This is a genomic window from Moellerella wisconsensis (genome assembly GCF_022592395.1).
Lineage (GTDB): Bacteria > Pseudomonadota > Gammaproteobacteria > Enterobacterales > Enterobacteriaceae > Moellerella > Moellerella wisconsensis.
Map to the genome: position 1 here is coordinate 1015280 of NZ_CP093242.1, position 24058 is coordinate 1039337.

General features: G+C 40.3%; 19 protein-coding genes. 7 read left to right on the forward strand and 12 right to left on the reverse strand.

Going from position 1 to position 24058, the window contains the following annotated elements; genetic code table 11:
• Positions 1-105: 105 nt before the first annotated feature.
• The gene (locus tag MNY66_RS04390; RefSeq protein WP_047256680.1) at positions 106-609 is read left to right on the forward strand and encodes a YbjN domain-containing protein; all 504 of its coding nucleotides are present in this window, start codon (positions 106-108) and stop codon (positions 607-609) included.
• 1045 nt (positions 610-1654) lie between these two features.
• Here MNY66_RS04390 and artM read toward each other — a convergent pair.
• The 6 genes from artM to MNY66_RS04420 all read right to left on the reverse strand — a co-directional run bounded on the left by artM (position 1655) and on the right by MNY66_RS04420 (position 7100).
• Positions 1655-2323, reverse strand: coding sequence for an arginine ABC transporter permease ArtM (gene artM / locus MNY66_RS04395; RefSeq protein ID WP_053908961.1), 669 nt, complete (start codon positions 2321-2323; stop codon positions 1655-1657).
• Positions 2320-3060 (reverse strand): arginine ABC transporter permease ArtQ, encoded by a 741-nt coding sequence (gene artQ / locus MNY66_RS04400; protein WP_047256682.1) that lies wholly within the window; start codon positions 3058-3060, stop codon positions 2320-2322. Before artQ ends, artM begins: the two co-directional genes overlap by 4 nt.
• Before the next feature lie 15 nt (positions 3061-3075).
• The gene (gene artJ / locus MNY66_RS04405; protein ID WP_047256683.1) at positions 3076-3816 is read right to left on the reverse strand and encodes an arginine ABC transporter substrate-binding protein; all 741 of its coding nucleotides are present in this window, start codon (positions 3814-3816) and stop codon (positions 3076-3078) included.
• A gap of 18 nt (positions 3817-3834) precedes the next feature.
• Positions 3835-4563 (reverse strand): arginine ABC transporter ATP-binding protein ArtP, encoded by a 729-nt coding sequence (artP, locus tag MNY66_RS04410; protein WP_047256684.1) that lies wholly within the window; start codon positions 4561-4563, stop codon positions 3835-3837.
• Between the two features lie 98 nt (positions 4564-4661).
• On the reverse strand, positions 4662-6140 hold the full coding sequence (locus MNY66_RS04415; protein ID WP_241501494.1) for a DUF2867 domain-containing protein: 1479 nt from the start codon (positions 6138-6140) through the stop codon (positions 4662-4664).
• 60 nt (positions 6141-6200) lie between these two features.
• Positions 6201-7100, reverse strand: coding sequence for a LysO family transporter (locus MNY66_RS04420; RefSeq protein WP_241501495.1), 900 nt, complete (start codon positions 7098-7100; stop codon positions 6201-6203).
• A 453-nt stretch (positions 7101-7553) separates the two neighbouring features.
• Between MNY66_RS04420 and MNY66_RS04425 the strand changes: the two genes are divergently transcribed.
• From MNY66_RS04425 to macB, 3 genes are all read left to right on the forward strand, one after another.
• Positions 7554-9218: an ATP-dependent nuclease gene (locus MNY66_RS04425; protein WP_241501496.1), complete on the forward strand. Its 1665-nt coding sequence runs from the start codon at positions 7554-7556 to the stop codon at positions 9216-9218.
• A gap of 112 nt (positions 9219-9330) precedes the next feature.
• Positions 9331-10434, forward strand: a complete 1104-nt coding sequence (gene macA, locus MNY66_RS04430) for a macrolide transporter subunit MacA (protein ID WP_241501497.1) — start codon at positions 9331-9333, stop codon at positions 10432-10434.
• A gap of 2 nt (positions 10435-10436) precedes the next feature.
• Positions 10437-12380 (forward strand): macrolide ABC transporter ATP-binding protein/permease MacB, encoded by a 1944-nt coding sequence (gene macB, locus MNY66_RS04435; protein WP_241501498.1) that lies wholly within the window; start codon positions 10437-10439, stop codon positions 12378-12380.
• A gap of 294 nt (positions 12381-12674) precedes the next feature.
• Here macB and cspD read toward each other — a convergent pair whose 3' ends face one another.
• Positions 12675-12920, reverse strand: coding sequence for a cold shock-like protein CspD (gene cspD / locus MNY66_RS04440; RefSeq protein WP_047256690.1), 246 nt, complete (start codon positions 12918-12920; stop codon positions 12675-12677).
• A 383-nt stretch (positions 12921-13303) separates the two neighbouring features.
• Between cspD and clpS the strand changes: the two genes are divergently transcribed.
• Together clpS and clpA are read left to right on the forward strand one after the other, a co-directional pair.
• The gene (gene clpS / locus MNY66_RS04445) at positions 13304-13624 is read left to right on the forward strand and encodes an ATP-dependent Clp protease adapter ClpS (protein WP_047256691.1); all 321 of its coding nucleotides are present in this window, start codon (positions 13304-13306) and stop codon (positions 13622-13624) included.
• 29 nt (positions 13625-13653) lie between these two features.
• On the forward strand, positions 13654-15939 hold the full coding sequence (gene clpA / locus MNY66_RS04450) for an ATP-dependent Clp protease ATP-binding subunit ClpA (RefSeq protein WP_047256692.1): 2286 nt from the start codon (positions 13654-13656) through the stop codon (positions 15937-15939).
• A gap of 115 nt (positions 15940-16054) precedes the next feature.
• Here clpA and infA read toward each other — a convergent pair whose 3' ends face one another.
• The 5 genes from infA to trxB form a co-directional block, all read right to left on the reverse strand.
• A complete protein-coding gene (infA, locus tag MNY66_RS04455) occupies positions 16055-16273 on the reverse strand; it encodes a translation initiation factor IF-1 (protein WP_006813614.1) in 219 nt (72 codons plus the stop codon).
• 154 nt (positions 16274-16427) lie between these two features.
• Positions 16428-17114 carry a leucyl/phenylalanyl-tRNA--protein transferase gene (gene aat / locus MNY66_RS04460; RefSeq protein ID WP_047256693.1) on the reverse strand — a complete coding sequence of 229 codons (687 nt, stop codon included), beginning with the start codon at positions 17112-17114 and terminating at the stop codon, positions 16428-16430.
• 14 nt (positions 17115-17128) lie between these two features.
• Complete coding sequence (gene cydC / locus MNY66_RS04465; RefSeq protein ID WP_241501499.1) at positions 17129-18865, reverse strand: heme ABC transporter ATP-binding protein/permease CydC; 1737 nt, start codon at positions 18863-18865, stop codon at positions 17129-17131.
• Positions 18866-18867: 2 nt separating this feature from the next.
• Complete coding sequence (gene cydD, locus MNY66_RS04470) at positions 18868-20655, reverse strand: heme ABC transporter permease/ATP-binding protein CydD (RefSeq protein ID WP_047256695.1); 1788 nt, start codon at positions 20653-20655, stop codon at positions 18868-18870.
• 415 nt (positions 20656-21070) lie between these two features.
• Entirely contained in the window at positions 21071-22030 is a 960-nt protein-coding gene (gene trxB / locus MNY66_RS04475) for a thioredoxin-disulfide reductase (RefSeq protein ID WP_047256696.1), read from the reverse strand.
• 733 nt (positions 22031-22763) lie between these two features.
• Between trxB and lrp the strand changes: the two genes are divergently transcribed.
• Positions 22764-23258, forward strand: coding sequence for a leucine-responsive transcriptional regulator Lrp (lrp, locus tag MNY66_RS04480; RefSeq protein WP_004918089.1), 495 nt, complete (start codon positions 22764-22766; stop codon positions 23256-23258).
• Positions 23259-24058 lie beyond the last annotated feature (800 nt).

Consider the following 24058-nt stretch of genomic DNA (forward strand, 5'->3'; position numbering starts at 1 on the left):
ATATCTAGCGATTTTTTGTGTTTTTTGCGCTTTTAGCATAGCGAATTAGTCCAGAATTCCGTAAGCTATGCACTGGCTATTTTGAGTTGAATAAGGTTAATTTTCATGGAATCTATTTGTTACCCGGACATCCCCAAGCTACGTGAATGGCTAGACCAACTCAAAACTTCTTATTTTGAATGTGATGCTTGCTCTGCGCTTCATTTACCGCATATGCAAAATATTGATGGTATCTTTGATGCTAAATTAGATATCTTGAATAATGTTTTAGTGTTATCAGCGTTAGCCGAAGTAAAACCAACCGCTATTATTACGTTATTAGCTAATATTAGTCAGATCAATGCGAGTTCTTTAACCGCAAAAGTTTTTCTTGAAATTAATGATGAAAATTTGCCTAAGCTAGTGGTTAGTCAATCTTTTTCTTTAGATGCGGGGATGACTTACAATCAGTTCAATCATTTTGTTCAACAAGCAGAAGATCAGATTTCATCAATTATTTTTGAAATCCATAGTAATAATTTACTTTATTCTAATCGTGAAGATATGGAAGAAGAGATTGATGAAGAAGAACCGGATAATTCAGATAATCAGCCAGTTATTATTCATTAATTAATCGTTTAATTTTCTTATTTTGTATTCTACGCTGTAATCAATATGTATTGTGAAAAATATATAGCGGGTATATGTCATTTTTATCTCCGGTTACCGGCCCTGAGTAGGCTTTTCGCAATAAAGCCAAATGGTGATTTCTGGCAGTGTTGAAAAACCAGTATTCGGCATTATTCAGCGTGATGGGTAGGTGATTGTCTATTATATTCTTCTTCTTTTGTGCCGATATTCGCAGCATTAAAAGCTTTTATCGCTCATGCAGGACTAACGCCATATAATATTAAGCGTAGAAAGAGCGAGTTTAAAATAATTATAGTCACTGAAAGCCGAATCGATGGCAGGATCATGCTACGCTTTGTTTTTGGTTCAGAGAAAAAAATTAGGTTCGTTTTATCTTGGTGACAGTAACAATTACCATAATTAGCGATTATTTCTGCCAATATTCAACCTGTACATATGGTTATTATGGAAGGTGAGCAATAAAGACTACTAACTGAGCTGCAGAATAATAAACCAAGCGCTAAATATTACCGAAATGCGAGATCTTTTTTGTGGTACTGCTCGATGCTATCTGCATGGCGAACAACCTAAAATGAGTTTAACCGGGATTGAAATTAATCGACCCGTGATTAAAGATACATGTTAATCTGCGACATAAATCGGTTTACAGGATGTTGATTTTTAAGGTTTTGATTCAATCAGATTCGCTACTGTAAAACATAAAGTATCTGAATTAATATTGATGAATCTGCCGCGCCGAGATGTTGGACAAATGTTATGCAATTATCTGGATACTTTGTGTCCTGCTTATCTTTTAGATCCCAGTTATAATGCACAAATAATAGCCTGCGATATTAATCGGCTATATAGCTATTAGATCAAGCAAGGGCCATTATTTAATATGATATATAGCGCTATGAGTTGTTAAAAAGTATTAAGTTATATTTGGCGACACTTTCGGCAATAAAAAAGATGCATTTACGCATCTTTTTTATTGCCGGGAAAACAAGATATTTAATCCGCGATATTACTTGCTGTATACACATTAATCTCGGTATTCAAATGCCAGTGCTCGGCGTTCAATTATCCGCATAATTAAGGTCAGTAATGCGTTGACACATAAATAAATAATCCCTGCTGCCACAAATACCATCACATCATAGGTCTGCCCAAAGACTAGGCGGCTATAGCCCATAACATCTAACAAAGTAATTGTACTGGCGAGCGAGGTACTTTTAAATATCAGTACCACTTCGTTAGAATAGGACGATAGAGCACGTTTAAAAGCATAAGGTAAGATGATCCGCATGGTTTGTAATTTAGACATTCCCAGAGCCTGACAGGATTGCCATTGACCGGCTGGAATCGCTTTTACTGCCCCATGAAACAGCAGTGTGGAATAAGCGGCACTATTTAGCGCTAATGCGACCATCGCACAGATCCAAGGAGTTGAAATTATTTCCCATAATTGGGGATAATTTTTTAGTGATTCAAATTGGCCTGGTCCGTTATAGATTAGGAAAAACTGCACTAATAAAGGAGTACCGGTAAACAGCGTGATATAAACCCGAACAATGTGTGAAATTACCGGTGTTTTTAATGAAAGTACCAGCGTAAATACGATAGCTAATATAAAGGCAACAAACAGTGCACTGAAGGTTAACGACAGACTGGTCGGTAAGCCCGGTAACAGAGAGATAATTAAATCAATCATTTAGCGCTCTCCCGCTCAAAACGTGTGGTATGTAACTCAATACGTTTAAGAATGAATTGACTGAAAAGCGTGATGGCTAAATAAATTAGTGCCACGATTGAATACCAAGTAAAAGGCTCGTGTGTCCGATTCACTATACTGGTAGTTTGTAGCATGAGGTCATTAACGCTGATTAATGAAACTAATGCGGTATCTTTTAATAATACCAACCATTGATTACCTAACCCCGGTAAAGCATGCCGCCACATTTGCGGCATAATATAACGAAAGAAAATCGTTCTTTTATCTAACCCAAGAGCAAAACCGGCTTCCCATTGACCATAAGGAACTGATTTTAAAGCACCGCGTAAGGTTTGAGAGGCGTAAGCTGCATATAATAAAGATAAGGCAATCACCCCGCATACAAATGGAGTAACATCAAACTCGCCACTTTCTGCGAAAAATAGGCTAGGATCGATTTGCAGCGTTGTCTGCCAGAAGCCGAGATTTAACTCAATACCGTCACCCAACAGCATTACCATTTGTAATGTGCCGTAGTAAACGAACAGCACCACCAATAGCTCCGGCAAACCACGGATCAGGGTGACCCAGCAAGTGCCTAAAAATGCAATTGATTTAAACCTAACCGATTCCCATGCCATAAAGAGCATGGCAAGGATCAGACCAAGTATCAGTGCAGAAACAGCAAGGCCGACGGTTAAACCGGCGGCGCTGATTAAAAATAGAAAATTACTCATTAAACTCGTCGACTATTATTCAAACCATTTTTTATAGATGACGTCATAGGTACCGTCCGCTTTGACTTCTGACATTGCTTTATTCAGCTTGTCTTGCAAGTCTTTGTTGCCTTTACGTACCGCAATACCGAGACCGATACCGAAGTATTCAGGATCCGTGACTTTATCACCCACCACGGCGAGATTTTCATTACCTTTTGCTTTTAACCATTCATCAGCCACGGCTGTATCACCGAAAACTGCGTCAATACGTCCACTTTGCAGGTCTAAAATAGCTGATTGATAGTTATCATAAGGCACGGTGCTCATGTCTTTTAGCTGCTCCATGATATATTTTTGGTGCGTTGTACCGTTTTGAACCCCAATTTTTTTGCCTTTTAACTGAGCTGGTGACGTTATTTTATCTTTAACCGCGATGAACTCAGCGGAGTTTGCATAATAAGTGTCGGTAAAATCGACTTGTTTTTGACGATCTGGCGTAATATCAATACCGGCCATTAATGCGTCAAAGCGACGGAATTTTAAGCTAGGAATTAGGCTGTCAAAGGATTGATGAGTAAAGGTGCAAGTGGCATTAATTTTGTCACACATTGCATTAGCTAAATCAACATCAAAGCCGACGATTTGATTGTTGGCATCAAACATTTCAAACGGCGCATACGTCGCCTCTGTTGCAAAGCGGATAGTTTCTTTTTCTGCCGCAGTTGCAGATAATGTCATGGCGCCCAGTAGCGCTGCTAATAATATTTTTTTCATCGCTAATTCCTATATCGATTAATGTGATAAATAGTTTGCAAACGCTTCAGTATGAGGTGCTGTGAAGTGGCTAGCATCTCCTTGCTCTATAATGTGACCATTTTCCATATAAACCACTTTACTGGCGGCTTTACGGGCAATTTCCACTTCATGAGTGACGATCACTTGTGTAATGCCTGTCTCTGATAATTCTCTTATTATATCAACAACTTGAGCTGTGATTTCTGGATCTAGTGCCGCCGTGGGTTCATCAAATAACAGGACTTTAGGCTCCATCATTAACGCTCGAGCAATTGCGACTCGTTGTTGTTGTCCACCGGAGAGATGCAGTGGGAAACGTTCAGAAAACGGTGATAAACGTAAGCGGCTGAGCAATTTTTCTGCTTTGGCCCGGGCTTCCTGGCGAGATATTTTTAATACTCTGCAAGGTGCTTCAATTAAATTATCCATTACCGTCAAATGCGGCCACAAATTATATTGCTGAAAAACCATGCCGACATTTTGACGTAACATGCGAATAGCTTTGGCATCAGGTTTAGCTGTAAAATCAAAATGTTGATCCGCAATATTAAGCTCACCGGAGCGGGGCATTTCAAGTAAATTGAGGACCCGTAGCAAAGAACTTTTTCCTGCGCCACTAGGACCGAGTAAAATCATGGTCTCACCTGCGGCACATTCTAGGTTGATATCAAACAGTGCCTGATGAGCACCATAGAAACAGTTTATGTTTTTTAATTGAATACTCATGCTAATATTCTGAATGGCTATAATCTAGTAGAGATAGTAATCTCATGGGAATAATTATGCAATGTTTCATGCATAAAAAGTTAATTATTCTGCTCAAATTAAGCATTATCAACATGTTCAGTTGATAAACTATTCTGTTTTTTCTGCTTGTCACGGGCAAAAGCGAGTTCACTGATACGCTTTGCCATGCCTTTAAATATGAATAGATGGGCAGGCATCATCGCAAACCAATAAAGTAATCCACAAAAACCAGCAGGATGCCACCATGCACGCACATCAAGAGAGCGACGTTCACCGCTATCATGGATAGTAAAAGTGAGCCTACCAAGCCCCGGTGCTTTCATACCAAAAAGTAAGGTTAACTGTTTTTCTGGGTCGATATTAATAACTCGCCAGCCGTCAATCATATCGCCAACTTGTAATTCTGGGCGATCAGGGCGGCCATATTTTACTTTATTTAGCATCATATCATCCATAACCGCACGAATTTTCCATAATGAATTAGCGTAAAAATAACCTTCTTTTCCACCGATTTGCTGGATAACCTCCCACAAGGATTGGCTTGTAGCTATCGTGCCTATGGTAAATCCTGCTTGCTTGGGATAAAAACCATAACCCGGACGCCAGCGTTTTTTAACTTCAGGATGGTATCCCCAATCTGCGGTATCAATCGCTTCAGCTTCTATCGCCAAGGTCATCCGCGTTGCTTCATCAAAAGAGAGGAGTTGTTGCGGGATCAATTTTCTTAATTCAGCATCGTTGGCAGGCAAATCATGCTGTAGTCCTTGAATCAACTCTTTAGCTATCGATGGAGGAACAGAGGTGACCAGACTTATAAAATGAGTTGAAATCATACTCACCGGAATTGGGATTGGGATCAGTAGACGACGCTTACCACTAATTTTGATAAAGCGTTTAAATAATTCTTGATAACTGAGATATTCTGGGCCACCAGCATCAAAAATACGGTCTTCTGCTGTAGGGTGAGAAATCAGTTCGGTAAGATAATAAAGGATATTTTGCAATGCTATAGGCGCTGATTTAGAGCGAACCCAGCGTGGTGGCGTAAGTATGGCTAAGTTATAAACCATATCACGCATAATTTCGAAAGCCGCAGAGCCGGAGCCGACAATAATTGCAGCGCGAACTTCAGTTACTGGGACATTGCTTTCGCGCAATATTTCGCCTGTCAGGCGTCGAGCGACTAAATGTGGAGAATAAGCATGCCCATGTTGCAAGGCACTTAAATAGATAACTTGTTTTACATTGGAATTATTCAGTGCCTGTTGCACATTTAATGCTGCGGCACGTTCGTGCTCAATTAGATTGACCTGATCTGCCATGCTGTGCACCAGAAAATAGACAATATCAATCTCTTTCATGATGTCGATAAGGGTCTCTGGCGCATGGAGGTCGACATACAGGCAACGAGTGTCAGTCCATCCTTGAGACAGCATCCAGTCGACTCGTCGCGCACCAGCTGTTACTTGGTGGCCTTGCTTAATCAGCTCAGGGACTAGATTTTGTCCAATATAGCCACTGGCGCCCAAGACTAAAATACGTTGTCTGTTATCCATCAATCCTCACTATTTATTAAGACTAAACCCGCAGGATGAGCATTGTGACCGAAATTTTGGTTATGTAAAGAATGCCATTAGAATGGGAGTCACTAAACTGAGCACAAAGCCGTGTACAATAGCGGCTGGAACAATAGCGACACCGCCACTGCGTTGTAATACGGGTAAGGTGAAATCCATCGATGTTGAGCCACAAATACCTAATGCGGTTGAACGGAAGCGATTGACCATAATTGGGATCAACATAATGGCCGCTAGTTCACGGAATAAGTCATTGAAAAATGCAGCACTGCCAATGACAGGGCCATAAGCATCAGTCATCACAATTCCGGTTAATGAATACCAACCGAATCCTGATGCCATAGCTAAGCCCAATTTGGTGGGTAAATCGAGTAACCATGCGGCAATAATCCCGCCAGCGAGTGCGCTTATGGCCATTATCAAAGCAATAATGGTACCGCGCCGATTAATTAAAATTTGGCGAATACTCATGCCGCTATTACGCAGTTGAACTCCGACCAAAAATAACAATAGCATCAGCGCAACTTGGCTGCCTTTATCGGCGTAAGATAAAAATTCCCAGCCACTTAGCCCGAGTAAAAAGCCCAGCAGTAATACGCCACATAATTGCAATGATTCAAAAATCATTTTAATTCTAGAAGGTGGTTTAGCCTGTTTATGCTGAGGTACTTTCCAAGGATCAATTTTATCAAGCAATAATAATGCGGCGAGATTAAGAGTAAAAATACAGATAAAAAAGGTAACGGCATAAATTAAAATAGAAACTAAATGCTCACTTAAATTTTCTAATAGGGAAAGCGTGATCCCCATTAAAAATAAAATAACATAAACCATCGAATTAAGAAGTCGATGAATAAACTCAAGCCGTTTTTGATTTTTAATTGATAAACAATAGCCTACCGTCAACGGTAATAGAATGATGAGTAATCCTGAGTACATGGTGCATCCTTATTAGCCGTTATATTTCACGTTGTTTGGGTGTCATTTACGACAGCCGAACGATAATGTTCAATTGTTGGGTGGTTGATTTAATTATTAGGCACTGATGATTAAAAATAGCTCAAATAACTAAAAAAAACAGATTAACTATTTTATAACACTCTCTCACGATGCTCAACCTAGCTATCTCTGCTTCTGATTAAATCGATTTATTTATTCTGCAACAAGTAAATTGTTCGACAAGTAACGTTTTAATATATTTTGGATAGGTTAAGAGACAAATATTATGGTATTACTGGAGTAATATATTGATTTAATTTACGGAATGTCACTTTGCGCCGACTTCGCTAAGTACCGATGAATTACCAAGTCTAGGTTTGACGTCTTTTTAGTATTGTGATCATGTAGGCCAGATAGACGCCAATTCTAAACAAAAATAAGAAGAGGGAATATATGTATCTGGAACGAGTGGAAATCTATGGTTTTCGAGGAATTAACCGGCTCTCCTTGTCGTTAAATAATAATACCGTGCTGATTGGTGAAAATGCGTGGGGTAAATCGAGTTTATTGGATGCATTAACTATTTTATTGTCACCAGAAAAACAATCGTATCAATTTAGTCTCTCAGATTTTCATCATCCTGCGGGAGATGATGCTTCTCGTTTTCGTAATTTACACATTATTCTTAAATTCTGCGAAACTCGCCCTGGTCGCCATCAATCATACCGTTTTCATAATCTAGCTTCAGTTTGGGTCGATAATGGCGATAATTTAAAACATATTTTTTATCAGGTAAATGCAGAGTTAGATGATAATGACAATATTCGTGTTACACGTAATTTTTTAAATGGTGGCGGTAATAAATTATCTCTCGATAATCCTAATAAATATATTAATGAAATTATTCGACTTTATCCGGTCTTGCGTTTACGAGATGCGCGTTTTTTACCAGATTTAAAATCCGAAGTCATTACTAAAGGCTCAGCAGTACGCCGAGAAAATTATAATGACAAAATTCAGCAATTGACCCAAGAGTTGATTAATAACCCCCAAAATTTATCTGATGACGAGCTTAATGAGGGGATAGATGCCATGCAGCAGTTATTGGGCCATTATTTTGCAGAGCAGGGCAGCTATATTTTTAATCGGGAATTGCATCAAGTTGAACATATTGAACCTAAGCGTCGAGGCTGGAATGCACTGAGCAGCATTAATCGGATTATTGCTAAACCGAATCAACGTAATATTCGGCTGATCATCTTAGGGATGTTCTCTTCTATGTTGCAGTCTAAAGGCAATATAACGTTAGATAAACATGCGCGACCACTAATTATTGTTGAAGATCCTGAAACTCGCTTACATCCTATTATGCTGTCGATAGCTTGGGGATTGCTGAATTTATTCTCATTACAACGGATAACTACAACCAATTCTGGAGAGTTATTATCGCAAGTACCGATTGAAAACTTGTGCCGATTAGTGAGAGATTCAAATAAAGTTTCGGCCTATCGTTTGCGTGACAATGAGTTTACGGCGACTGAATCAAGGCGCATCTCATTTCATATTCGCTTTAATCGTCCTTCAGCATTGTTTGCTCGGACATGGTTATTAGTTGAAGGTGAAACCGAAATTTGGTTAATGAATGAATTGGCTAAACAGTGTAATTATTATTTTGATACAGAAGGTATCAAAGTTATTGAATTTGCTCAAAGTGGTTTGAATCCATTACTAAAATTTGCGACTAAAATGGGGATCGAATGGCATACGCTAGTCGACGGTGATGAGGCGGGTAAAAAATATGCTGCTACAGTGAAAAGTTTTGCTGAAAAAATGGGTGACCAAGAACGGGATAGGCTAACTAAATTATCGGCGCCAGATATGGAGCATTTTTTATATCGAGAAGGTTTCAGCCAAGTTTATCACGATGTTGCTGGTATTCCGGATAATGCCAAATTATCTACTCGTCGGGTAATTAGTAAAGCTATCCAGCGGGCGTCAAAACCTGATCTAGCGATTGCAGTGGCTAATCGAGCCGCTGAAAAAGGCCCAGATTCAATTCCTGTTGTATTAAAAAATATGTTTTCTCGTGTAGCATGGTTGGCTCGAGGGAAAGCATAGGGATTATTTCCTACTTCAATAGGTTATATCTATTATCCTCGCCCGTTAAAATATCTAAAGGGTCACCTCATCGTGGGTGATCCTATTTTTCCCATTAATGGAATGAGTATTAATGAAAATCTTTTACTATAAAAAAACAATAATTGTTTTAATTGTTTTGGTATTAGCCATTACTGGCCATTATTTTTGGTCAAAAACATCAGCGGATATCCATTATCAGACGGTAGAAGTAACGCGAGGTTCTCTTGATAAACAAGTGATGGCGACTGGAAAGTTAGATGCCGTTAGTAAAGTGGATGTCGGTGCTCAGGTTAGTGGGCAATTGCAAAAGTTGTATGTTAAAGAAGGTGATAAAGTTAAACAAGGGCAATTGCTTGCGGTTATTGACCCACAAAAAGCTAAAAATGATGTGACGGAAGCGCAAGAAAATATTCATGAATTAGAAGCAAATTTGGCATTAGCTAAAGCTGAACTCAAATTGGCGAAAACCACTTATCAGCGCCGACTTAATTTAGCACAAGCACAGGCTGTCTCTCGCCAAGAACTTGATGAAGCTCAAACCGACGTTGAGGTTAAAAAGGCGCGAGTTGATACTTATTTAGCCCAAATTAAACGCTACCAAGCGACATTAAATACCGCTAAAACTAATCTGGAATATACCAATATCACTGCACCAATCGAAGGTATTGTTACGCATATCAAAACATTACAAGGGCAAACGGTAATTGCGGCTCAAGAAGCACCAACGATTTTAACCTTAGCCGATTTAAATACCATGCTGGTCAAAGCCGAAGTTTCTGAAGCTGATGTAATTTATTTGCAACCGGGCCAAAAGGTGTCATTTACTGTTCTCGGTGCGCCAGAAAAAATATTTACTGGCCAATTAAAAGATATTTTGCCAACTCCCGAAAAAATTAATGATGCTATTTTTTACTATGCTCAGTTTGAAGTTCCCAATCCCCAACAATTATTAAAATTACAAATGACAGCGCAAGTAAAAATAGCCTTAGACAGCCGTGATAATGTGTTGTTATTGCCATTATCTGCCTTAGGTGAACAAATTGATGGGCAGACTTTTAAGGTAAATATTCTTAAAGAAGGGCACGCGGTTGAGCAACAAGTTACTGTCGGTGCGCGTAATGATGTAGTGATTGAAATTACCTCTGGCTTAAATGAAGGGGATAACGTTATTACTAGCAGTGGCGTAGAGGAATAATTATGGCTGGGTTATTAGAGCTAAAAGGCATAACCCGTTGTTATCCTGCGGGTGACTCAACGATTACGGTGCTGAAAGATATTTCATTGAGTATTAATGCCGGAGAAATGATTGCAATCATTGGTCAATCAGGCTCGGGTAAATCAACATTAATGAATATTCTTGGTTGTCTCGATAAGCCAACGACGGGGGAGTATTGGGTTAATGGGCAGAATACCGCGGCATTAGATAGTGATCAATTAGCGGCATTACGGCGTGAACACTTTGGCTTTATTTTTCAGCGTTATCATTTGCTCAGTCATTTATCGGCTGAGCAGAATGTTGAGATCCCCGCGATTTATGCCGGTACAGCCAAAGAACAACGTCGCCAGAGAGCGATTAGCCTGCTTAATAAATTAGGTTTAGAAAGCCGAATTGCGTATCGGCCGGGGCAATTATCCGGCGGACAGCAGCAGCGTGTGAGTATTGCTAGAGCGCTAATGAACGGTGGACAAGTTATTTTAGCAGATGAACCGACAGGGGCATTGGATAGCCAGTCGGGTGAAGAAGTAATGAAAATACTGAAAGATCTTTGCACGCAGGGATATACGGTGATTATTGTAACCCATGATCCTAAAATCGCAGCGCAGACTCAGCGGATTATTGAAATCAAAGACGGTGAAATCATTAATGATCCCGGACGTGCACCAATAGATCATCATGTTATTTTGCCTACCCCGATTCAAAATAAAACAACCATAAGCCAAATATTCGGCCGGTTTAATGAAGCGCTATTGATGGCTTGGCGTGCCATGGTGGTTAATAAAATGCGTTCCTTATTGACCATGCTAGGAATTATTATTGGTATCGCCTCCGTGGTTTCGATTATGGTGATTGGCGATGCGGCCAAGGGAATGGTTCTGAACGATATAAAAGCCATAGGAACTAACACTATTTCTGTCTTCCCCGGCGAAGATTTTGGCAGTGATGATCCTGAAAATATACAGGCGCTAAAGCCTGCAGATGTACTAGCTTTGGAACAACAGCCTTATGTACAAGCGGTCTCTGGTGTTACTGAGGGGGCAGCGAGATTACGCCACGGTAATTTAGATGCGTCTGGGCGAATTCAAGGTATTAGCCGTAATTTCTTTGCGGTATACGCAGAAAAGTTTTCTGAAGGAATGAATTTTACACCAGATATGATGGAGAGGCAGGCACAGGTAGTTATTATTGATGCTAATGTTAAGCGCCGATTTTTTGCACATCAAAAGAATGTGGTGGGTGAAACCTTATTAATTGGCAATATGCCGGCGACAATAATTGGCGTATTGGCAGAAAAGAAAAGCATGTTTGGGCCTACTAATTCATTAGAAGTTTGGCTGCCGGACACTACATTCAGAAGCCGAATTACTAATCGCCCTTATATCGATAATATCGTGGTCAGAGTAAAAGATGGTTATGATGTTAAAAGTGCTGAGCAACAATTGATACGCATATTAACCTTACGTCACGGTAAAAAAGATATTTTCACTTATAACATCGATACCTTTATTAAGACCGCAGAAAAAACCACTCGTACGATGCAATTATTTTTAACGCTGGTGGCGGTTATTTCATTAGTGGTTGGTGGTATTGGTGTTATGAATATTATGCTGGTGTCAGTTACTGAACGTACGCGTGAAATTGGTATTAGAATGGCGGTCGGTGCACGGGCCAGTGATGTTATGCAGCAATTCTTAATTGAAGCGGTATTAGTTTGCTTAATTGGCGGAGTATTGGGTATTGGGCTCTCTTATGGCATTGCATTATTAGCGCAATTAGCATTACCAAGCTGGCAATTAACATTTGATCCTATGGCGTTGATTACTGCTTTTATTTGCTCTACGGCAATTGGGATTATTTTTGGTTTTCTGCCCGCACGTAATGCGGCGAAACTTAACCCTATTGATGCGCTGGCGCGGGAATAAGTTGAGGTATCTGCATGTTGTGAATTGCACTATTAAGCCGCACTATTAAGCCGCGCTATTTAAGTTAAGCTGCTGTAATCTCATAAGCTGTAATCTCAGCGTAGACTATGTACAGCAATGCATAAATAGTAAAGTACGGTGATATACAGCACATACGCAGGAATATTTTAAAACTTAGCAAAGGTTATAGATTAATCTTTTTTATACCCAAAACTAAAATTCCTAAAGCTAAAAATACCCCAGATAGCTTTTTCTGGGGTATTAATTTAAGTTTTATACTATCACTGAACCGAGCTATTTCTGGTTATTATCCATTTTAGTCTTTAATGGCTCATTATCGAGTGGAATAATAAGGCTGGCATGATTGCCTTTAGGTCCTTGGTTTACGCTGAAGTTAACTTGCTGACCTGCTTTCAGGGTACGATAGCCATCCATTTGAATACTGGAATAGTGAGCAAAAATATCATCGCCGCCGTCCGTTGGGCAGATAAAACCAAAACCTTTTGCGTTATTAAACCACTTTACTGTACCTGTCTCCATACATCGTCCTTCGTCATCAGATTTGTTGATTAACGTTTAGCGTAAACATCATATAAAGAATAAGTGAAACCACCTACATTTCTGTTCACAAAATATACTGTAGAGCAATTGACGCTGACGTCAAGTGATGAAATAACGCTTTTATCTTTTAATGACTGAATTTTGATATAGCTAACGATATTCAGCATTTTATGAGTTAAATGCATATGGTAACTAATTGATTTAAATAAAATTAAATACTAAATAATATGGTGTGGTTATAGCTGAAGGCTAAATAACCATGATATACAGTTATGTTGGCCGTTATGATTGTCTTTTGATAGGAATCATCAACAAGAAAGGCTATGCTTAAGCAGATAAACTGAATACTGAGCAAGATAGCAATGAATGATTTTTTGAATTCGTTTAAAACGGATATTACTTATAAAGATGAGACTGAACAGGTTTTACAACCACCTTCAATGTATAAAGTTATCTTGAATAATGATGACTATACACCGATGGATTTTGTGGTTGAGGTATTACAAAAATACTTCTCTTTTGATGAAGAACACGCTACACAGATAATGTTAGATATTCATTTTAAGGGAAAAGGCATTTGCGGGATTTTTACTGCTGAAGTTGCAGAAACCAAAGTAGCACAAGTCAATACCTATGCCCGTGAACACGAGTATCCGCTGCTTTGCACAATAGAGAAGGTCTAATCTGAATACTACTACCTTTGGAGGTGCTTATGCTCAATCAAGAATTAGAGCTTAGTCTTAACGTCGCTTTTGCTAAAGCAAGAGATAACAGACATGAATTTATGACTGTGGAGCACCTTTTGCTGGCGTTACTGAGCAATACATCTGCGCGTGAAGCGCTAGAGGCGTGTAAGATTGATTTATCCGTGCTCCGCCAAGAGCTGGAACATTTTATTTCACAAACAACGCCTTTATTGCCTGAAAATGATAACCGTGAAATTCAGCCAACACTCAGTTTTCAACGCGTACTTCAGCGGGCTGTGTTTCATGTTCAATCTTCTGGTAAAGAGGAAGTTACAGGGGCGAATGTCTTAGTCGCTATTTTTAGCGAACAGGAATCGCAGGCAGCTTATTTATTACGTAAATATGATGTGAGCCGTTTAGATATTGTTAATTTCATTTCTCACGGCACGGTGAAAGATGAAGAAGATGGTTCTGATGAGATGGGTATCTTTGGAGCTCCCGCACCTAACGAAGAGCAAACTAGTGCCGATGATCGGATGGAGAATTTTACTACCAATCTAAATCAGTTGGCGCAAGAAGGGAAGATAGACCCTTTAATTGGTCGTCAAGCTGAGTTAGAAAGAACGATTCAAGTATTGTGCCGGCGGCGTAAAAATAATCCGTTATTAGTCGGCGAGTCTGGCGTGGGTAAAACAGCGATTGCTGAAGGACTGGCTTGGCGTATTGAACAAGATGATGTTCCTGAGGTTATGAAAGGCTGTACGATTTATTCGCTAGATATCGGTTCACTATTGGCCGGAACTAAATATCGTGGTGATTTTGAAAAGCGCTTTAAAGCATTATTAAAAATGCTAGAGAAAGACAGCAAAAGTGTGCTATTTATCGATGAAATTCACACGATTATTGGTGCCGGTGCAGCATCAGGTGGGCAAGTTGATGCGGCAAATCTGATTAAGCCGTTGTTATCTAGTGGGCGTATTCGAGTGATTGGTTCTACAACTTATCAGGAATTTAGTAGTATTTTTGAGAAAGATAGAGCACTTGCACGTCGTTTTCAGAAGATTGATGTTGTCGAGCCAACGGTAGCAGAAACCGTACAGATTATTAATGGATTACGGACTAAGTACGAACAGCATCATGATGTACGTTATACCGCTAAAGCGATTAAAGCTGCGGTTGATTTATCAGTTAAATATCTCACTGATCGTCATTTACCTGATAAAGCCATTGATGTGATTGATGAAGCGGGAGCGCGTACTCGTTTAATTCCAGTAAGTCGGCGTAAAAAAACTATTGGCGTACCTGAAATTGAATCTGTGGTGGCTCGTATTGCTCGTATTCCAGAGAAAACAGTTTCTTCGAGCGATAAAGACCGATTAAAAACACTGGATGCTCGTTTGAAAATGCTAGTTTTTGGTCAAGATGAAGCGATTAACGCATTGACTGAAGCGATAAAAATGAGTCGTGCTGGGCTAGGGCAAGAAAATAAACCAGTGGGATCATTCTTGTTTGCAGGTCCTACAGGGGTCGGTAAAACAGAAGTAACACTTCAGCTAGCTAAAGCCTTGGATATTAAGCTATTGCGCTTTGATATGTCTGAATATATGGAAAGACATACGGTAAGCCGCTTAATTGGGGCACCACCAGGCTATGTAGGCTACGATCAAGGCGGATTATTGACCGATGCCGTAATCAAGCATCCGCATTCGGTAGTCTTGCTGGACGAGATTGAAAAAGCTCATCCCGATGTTTTTAATATCTTGTTGCAAGTGATGGATCATGGGACATTAACCGATAATAACGGGCGTAAAGCAGATTTTCGTAATGTAATTATCGCTATGACCACTAATGCAGGGGTGCAAGAAACCCATCGCCGTGCTATTGGTTTTGCCGATCAAGATAATTCTACCGATGCGATGGCTGAAATTAAACGTACGTTCACGCCAGAATTCCGTAACCGCCTGGATGGCATTATTTGGTTTAATTCATTATCTACGGAAATTATTTCTCAGGTCGTGGATAAGTTTATTGTCGAGTTGCAAGCGCAGCTGGATGATAAAGGCGTTTCTCTGGAAGTCAGTCAAGCAGCTAAGCGCTGGTTATGCGCTAAGGGCTATGACAAAGCAATGGGAGCACGCCCGATGGCGCGAGTTATTCAAGATAGCCTGAAAAAACCACTAGCAAATGAGCTACTGTTTGGCTCATTGGTTAATGGCGGATCGGTCAGTATTGATTTGGACGAAGATACCAACAAACTGACTTACCATTTCAGTAGTGTATATAAATCGGATCCGGAAGGCGCTGTTTTCTAGTCGAAAGCTTGCGCTGTTAATCGACTGTTTTAGGCAACAATTCTAGGCAACACCACAGGTGAATAGCAGATGCCTCACCTGTGGTGATCATTAGGCATTGCCTAAAAGGAGAAAATCAGCGGCTACGGAAGATGATACGGCCTTTAGTCAGGTCATATGGGGTTAATTCTACGGTAACCTTGTCACCTGTCAGGATGCGAATGTAGTTTTTACGCATTTTACCAGAAATGTGGGCAGTAACAACGTGACCATTTTCCAGTTCAACACGGAACATTGTATTTGGCAGTGTATCTAAAACAGTGCCTTGCATTTCAATATTGTCTTCTTTGGCCATCTAATCCTCTAAGTGTATAACCATGATTTTCAACGGGCAAGATAATGCCCAAAAACCCTCAATATGTAAAGGAATGTCGCATTTTAAAGCGATTTTTATTCCGCTGAAATGGCAACATTCTACCTTAGTCAATATCCTTAATTATAAATATTGACTATAAATCAATTAATTGTGGAGACCAACAGGCGCTATTTATTTGTTTGTCACGCCAATGGTAAAGCATCTGAGAGAAATTCTTTCGTGAAATTTCTTTTGCGCCCAGAGACGCCGTGTGGTGATTTAGCACCTGACAATCAAACAGCTGTCCATTATAGCCTAAAAAATGAAAATAGAATGAGATAAATGCATACTTAGATGCATTACTCGTACGGCTAAACATAGATTCGCCGCAGAATATGCTACCAACGTTGACCCCATACAGCCCGCCAACCAATTTATCCTGTTGCCAAACTTCGACAGAATGTGCAATTCCTTGCCGGTGGAGGGCTTTATATCCTGCACGAACCTCAGGAACAATCCACGTACCCTCTGTACGTATTGCACAGGCATCTATCACTTCATCGAACGCTTTATTTAGGCTGATAGTAAACGGTCGTTGTTTAATTAATTTTTTCATCGAACGGCTGATATGCAGCTCATTCGGCAATAATACAGCTCGGGGGTCTGGTGACCACCATAACGGCAGTTCATTAGGGCTGAACCACGGAAATATTCCTTGATAATAGCTGGCTTTTAGCCGCTCGGGTGATAAATTTCCGCCCATAGCTAATAAGCCATTAGGCTCACGCATCGCGAGCTCAATGGGAGGAAATTGCACGTTATCATCATCGAGCTTGAACATGGCTTACCTTAAACTCACGAGTGTTGAGCATAACGCTGGTGGAATTCAAAATAGCGTCCTTGTTGGCTCAGCAATTGTTGATGCGAACCTCGTTCAATTATTTCGCCATCATCCATGACACAAATACAGTCCATATGCTCTAATCCATGCAGTCGGTGAGTAATAATAATCAAACTCTTATCGGCACAAACTTGCTTGAGTAGCTGTAATATTTGCTGTTCTGTTCCTGCGTCTAGGCCTTCGGTAGGCTCATCGAGTAGAAATAGTGGTGCGTTATGCAGTAACGCGCGTGCTATGCCTAAACGACGTTGCTCCCCACCGGATAATTGGCGGCCACCTTCGCCCATCCAAGCATTTAACCCTTGTTTATTATCGAGTAAATTTCCCAGCCCTGTTTTTTGTAACACTTCTTTTAGCTGTTCATCAGTGGCATTTTGTTGGGCGATTAATAAATTTTTACGCAGTGTATCACTAAACACATGCACACGTTGTGGAACAATTGACATCATTGCACGCAGTGTTTGTTCATCATAATCACTGATGGCATGATTATTTAGTGAAATAGTACCACTATCGACATCCCATGCTCGGGTCATTAATTGTAATAAGGTAGATTTCCCGCAGCCTGTTTTACCTAATAGGGCAACATGCTCACCGGGTTGTAAAGATAACGAAACACCTTTTATTACCGGTAACGGCTGTTCGGGATAGGTAAAGTTGATATTGTCGATATTGATACTTATTGATACCTCTGAAGCGGGGCCTGTAGTGGCAAATGTGACTTCAGGCTTAGCATCGATCAATTGTGAAACCCGTGTTGCCGAAGCAATTACTTGTCCCATATGCTGGAAGGCAACTGCAACAGGACCTAATGCTTCAAAGGCAGCAAGTGAGCAGAACACAAATAGTGCAATTAAGGCGCCTGGCTGATGATCACCGCCGATATTATCTGCTGCCAGCCATAAAAGTAGCGTTGCGGTTACGCCGGAAAAAAACAAGATTAAGGCCTGTGATACGCCCGTTAAATTAGCTTGCTGCTGTTGACGTTGCTGCCAATCGGTTTCTATTGTTGCTAGATTTTGGCGAAAGCGTTCCGATGCACCAAAGACAGTTAATTCAGCTTGACCTTGCAATGCGCGAGTGAGCTGCGAGCGATACTGCCCCCGTAACTGGGTTAAATCTTGACCAATGTTTTTGCCTGCTCGATAAAAAATAAAGGGCAGGGCAAACAGTAGCCCCATCATGATACCGCCGAGAGTCCACGCGAGTCGTAAATCAATAAAACTTAGGCCGACAGTGAGGACGATAATCACTACAAAAGCAGAGAACAGCGGTGATAATACGCGTAAATACAGATGATCTAAGGTTTCAATATCGGCGACTAATCGATTTAATAGCTCACCTTGGCGGAAGCGCGCGATGCCGCCCGGAGATAAAGGTAAGACTTTACTAAATGCGAAGACACGCAGATGAGAAAGAACTTTAAAGGTTGCGTCATGACTGACAAGACGTTCAGCATAACGTCCAGCGGTGCGGAAAATTGCGGTGCCACGTACACCTGCCGCCGGTAACATATAGTTAAAAAAGTAAATTCCGGGAAAACCAGCGATCGCTGTGCCCGCCAAAAACCAGCCAGAAAGTGATAATAAACCAATACTTGCTAATAAGGTAATGATGGCTAAGACCATACCTAAACTTATTAAAAACCAGTGGCGGCGATATAATGCCAAAAACGGTAATAATACACGCATCACTAAAGCTCCTCACTGCGGTGTGCCAATAAACGGGCAAATGGCCCCGCGGATTGACTGAGTTCAGAATAATTTCCTTGCTGAATGATTTTTCCCTGCGACATGACCCAAATCTGATCATAATTGAGAGTCTCTTCGAGCAAATGAGTGACCATCAAGGTAGTTTGGCGCTCAGCTGCGCGATTGAGCGCTTGCATTACGCGTTGTTCACTATGAGCATCTAAACTGGCCGCAGGTTCATCCAGCAATAATAATTTTGAGGGTGAGAGCAGGGCGCGAGCAACCGCGATTCGCTGTGCTTGACCGACCGAAAGTCGAGCTGCGTAGTCACCAATCTGGGTATGAATTCCATCGGGAAGTAAGTTAATAAACTCTGAAACATAAGCTAAATCTATCGCTGTTTGAACCTCATCTTCACTGGCATCAGGTTTACCAAGAAGGATATTTTCGAGAATAGTGTGTTCAGGTAGATGCGGGTTTTGCCCGACCCAACAGATGAGTTTACGCCATTCACTCGGGTCCAGCGCACTCAGTTCAGTTCCTTGTGGATGACTAGTACTGCGTAGCGTTACTGAGCCACGGTAGGGTAAGAATCCCAGTAATAGATTGAGCAGAGAGCTTTTACCTGCGCCACTTTGGCCGACTAAGGCAATACGTTGACCCGCATTAAGTTCAAAATCGAGAGGGCCAGCTAATACTTGCCCATCGTGAGAGAGTATTTCGAGGTTTTTAGCTCGAATCGACAGCGAATCTCCGGTACCGAGCGTTTTATCACCGCCTGCGGGTGCTTGTTCACCTTCGCTAGTGAGCAAAGTTACAAGAGATTCTGCCGCACCGACAGCTTGGGCTTTAGCATGATAAAATGTGCCTAAATCACGCAGAGGTTGGAAGAACTCTGGCGATAAAATTAGCGCTAAGAAACCAGCAAATAGAGTGACGGGCAAACCATAACTACCAAAGTTTAATTCGCCTAAATAGGAGAAACCAAAGTATACCGCGACTACAGCAATTGAAATAGAAGCAAAAAATTCTAGTACGCCGGAAGATAAAAAGGCCATACGCAGGACTTCCATGGTGCGAGCCCGGAAATCTTCTGTTGAATCTTGAATTTGTTTTATTTCAGCCTGACCACGGAAAAACAGTCGCAGAGTATCTAATCCGCGTAAGCTGTCTAAAAAGCTGCCACTTAAACGGCTTAAAGCAACAAAGTTACGTCGGTTAGCATCTGCAGCGCCGAGCCCAACTAATGCCATAAAAATAGGGATTAATGGTGCTGTCGCAAATAAAATTAATGCGGCGGCCCAGTTAAACGGAAAAATAGCGATGAGGATCATAATAGGGATAATGCCGGCTAAATACATTTGCGGTAAATAACGCGAATAATAGTCCTGCATATCTTCTATTTGTTCGAGAATAATAGTTGCCCAACTGCCTGCTGGTTTCCCTTTAACCCAAACCGGACCAAGAACCTCAAGTTTATCAAGCACCATTTTACGAACTTGTTGGCGTACAACTTGACCACAACGAAAGCCGACACGTTCACGGATAACCGTGACGATAGCCCGTAGGCCGAACACAATAAGAAGCCAGACGAAGGGTAGAATTAACTGCTCTCGCGGGATACCGTCCATAATCAGCGCTTGTAAGATTACGGCTAAAAACCAGGCTTGGGCGATGATTAAAAATCCACTGACTATGCCTAACATCATTGATAAGCGTAGCCAACGCTTCGCAGGGGCACTGTGCTGTTTTAGCCAGCGAACCAGTTCATTTTGTCTTGTTTTATCCATAATGATTCAGTGTACAGGCATGAGTCCTTAGTTGGTGGATACGGCGTTCGTTAACCTCATAGAAACATCAGTTGTGGCAATAATTATCGATAGAACTATATAAAGCCAGCTGAGCGGAGAGGTTAAATAAACAGAATAGGCGTCTAAAACCGAGTGCGCTTATCTAAAACGATACTGCTATAGAATGACCATTAATCAAGATATCCCGCTAGCTTAGTGTGAAATAAGTGATTTGGATAGTCTGTATTAGCATCACCGCATAGCCAATCATCTATAGCTGAATATTAGCTGTAACGGAATATAGTGCAGTAGAGAATGATAATCGTTTTCTATTATACCTAGTTATAGACAATATGTTACCGACAAAAAGGCACTATCGAAATAGTGCCTAGAAAAATTTAATGTTCTTTAATTATTATTTATCGCTTAAAGAATCCAGATAGCGCTCTGCATCGAGGGCAGCCATGCATCCGGTACCCGCAGAGGTAATTGCTTGACGATAAATATGATCCATTACATCGCCGGCTGCAAATACCCCCGGAATACTGGTTTGAGTTGCATTACCTTGGGTGCCTGATTGCACTTTAATGTAACCGTTATTCAGTTCTAATTGCTCGGCAAAAATGGCTGTATTTGGGCTGTGACCAATTGCGATGAATACGCCCATAACGGCGAGTTCTTCAGTGGTATTTGTTTTTGTATCACGCAGACGAACACCGGTTACCCCCATCTCATCACCGAGTACTTCATCCAAAGTTTTATCGGTATGTAGGATAATATTGCCATTTTCGGCTTTATCCATTAGACGATTGATCAGGATTTTTTCAGCACGGAAGCTATCGCGACGATGAACTAAATGTACTTCAGCAGCGATATTTGATAAATACAGCGCTTCTTCCACCGCGGTATTTCCACCACCAACGACAACAACTTTTTGATTACGATAGAAAAATCCGTCACAGGTCGCACAGGCGGAGACGCCACGACCTTTAAATGCTTCTTCTGAAGGTAAGCCGATATAGCGTGCTGAAGCACCAGTGGCGATAATCAATGCATCACAGGTATATTGATCCTCGTCACCGAATAGGCGGAAAGGACGCTGGCTTAAATCAACTTTTTGAATCTGGTCAGCAAAAAACTCAGTATTAAATTTAGCCGCATGCTCATACATCCGATCCATCAATCCAGGCCCTGTTAAACCTTCTGGATCACCAGGCCAGTTCTCAACTTCAGTCGTAGTGGTTAACTGGCCACCTTTCTCAACACCGGTAATCAGGGCTGGGTGCAAATTGGCGCGAGCTGCATAAACTGCAGCAGTATAGCCTGCTGGCCCCGAACCAAGAATAATCAACTGGCGATGTTTGGCTGTGCTCATGGATACCTCATTTTATTAGAATTAAATAACTCTTTTGTGGTTAGAGTTGCAAATTGATGGCCTGCTATAGATTGTTTTCACTAGGTACTTCAACTAATTTATCAGTAAGTAACGTCGATTAATGGCTAAAGTAATTAGTAATAATTAATATACCGGATAATTAGGCCACCTTTTTATACAATAGATTTTGCAACTCAATCTATTTCTCGGATAACTATTCAGCGATTGTAGGAGAATTAGTGGGGTAAAAAAAGCATTTTGCATGGAAATCTGCTGAGATTATGGTTATTTTAATCATCGAGCAAAGCTATCAAAAAATAAAATTGATTAAAAACTACTGGTTAAATAGGGTTCATCTTTTTAAGAATTTTCTTGATTCTATGTCATCGAAACGTTTAACTAGGGAAAACCACCAAATGTTGTTCTGATTTTTACTCATTTACTTTGACAATCGGCTGTGCATTTGCGAAAACATCTATGTAAGAGTTAATCATCTATCCGGTCAATACAATTGAGTTAAAATTGAACAGAAAAGATAGCGATAACGCTTACACTACAAATATTAATAAAAATGGATACTCCATTGTGATTTATTTTTTGTAAATCACGCAGATTTTTAATAAATACAGAGATAAATCTGGCCTAAGACATTTCTGCCGCTCCAAAGTGATTGAGGATGGGTAAAGGTGTAAGTCGGTGTGGAAAATACAATTAGAGAAAGAGAGATAAAGAGATGATCGATAATAAAAAGCGTCCAGGAAAAGATCTTGATCGTATTGACAGGAACATTTTGAATGAGCTACAGAAAGATGGTCGTATTTCTAACGTAGAGCTGTCTAAACGTGTCGGATTGTCACCTACTCCTTGCCTTGAGCGCGTTCGTCGCCTTGAGCGTCAAGGGTTTATTTCAGGGTATACCGCATTATTAAACCCACATTATCTAGATGCATCATTATTAGTTTTTGTGGAAATTACGCTAAACCGTGGTGCGCCAGATGTATTTGAACAATTTAATACAGCGGTTCAAAAGCTTGAGGAAATTCAGGAATGTCATTTAGTTTCTGGTGATTTCGACTATTTGTTGAAAACGCGTGTGCCTGATATGTCAGCTTATCGTAAACTTCTGGGTGAAACGCTTTTGCGTCTGCCTGGCGTTAACGATACCCGTACTTATGTGGTGATGGAAGAAGTTAAACAAAGTAACCGTTTAGTCATTAAAACGCGTTAATACGTTTCTTATTATCTCATAAGTGCCATGCAGGTTTTTCCTGTGTAATGCACTGCAGTTTCAACGCTGGTTATGCCAGCGTTGTTCCGTTTTGGTGGGTAACTTGATAAACCTACTGAATTATAGTTTTTTTCTGCGATGGGTGATTTTCCGTATTATTTTCCAGCACAATTTCACTCATAACTTCATTGGAACTATATTACCCCGTATATTACATTGATAATTTCTGGCAATTTATCCTATATTTCCTTTCTCAAAAATTAAGAGTTTTGTCCATAAATACAAATTGAATCAAAGTAGTTAAGATGAAATACTGAGTGTGGTTAAAATGAAAATGTGGGTTAAATATGGTTGCTATACTGCTAAAGTATCTTGGATAACTTAAATCATCTTGTGGAATGCTAAAAATGAATAAAATCCACTAACTCAGATAAGCAATAACAGATAAAAAATGGTAGAATTCTGGCATGAGCATTATTATGTACTAGCAAGCTCAATCCTTTCAGAACAGGAAGATAGCGATAATATTTGCGCAAAAAAGTATAAATGATAGTGTTGATTAAAGATATTATTTAACCATTAACTACTGTGTTTTTAAACATATGTATTGTGCTGTGATATTTTAGATGGTATGTATAGACCAAATAGCACCAAAAAATGAAAGTACAAATAATACAGATAGAAATACCCGAGTAGGGGAGACGTTTAACAACGCTTATCGTATTAAGCAAGAATAATTATACAGAGTTGAGTTTAAAGTAGAAAGTTTGTATTAAAGCTTATAAAATCAATCAACTATA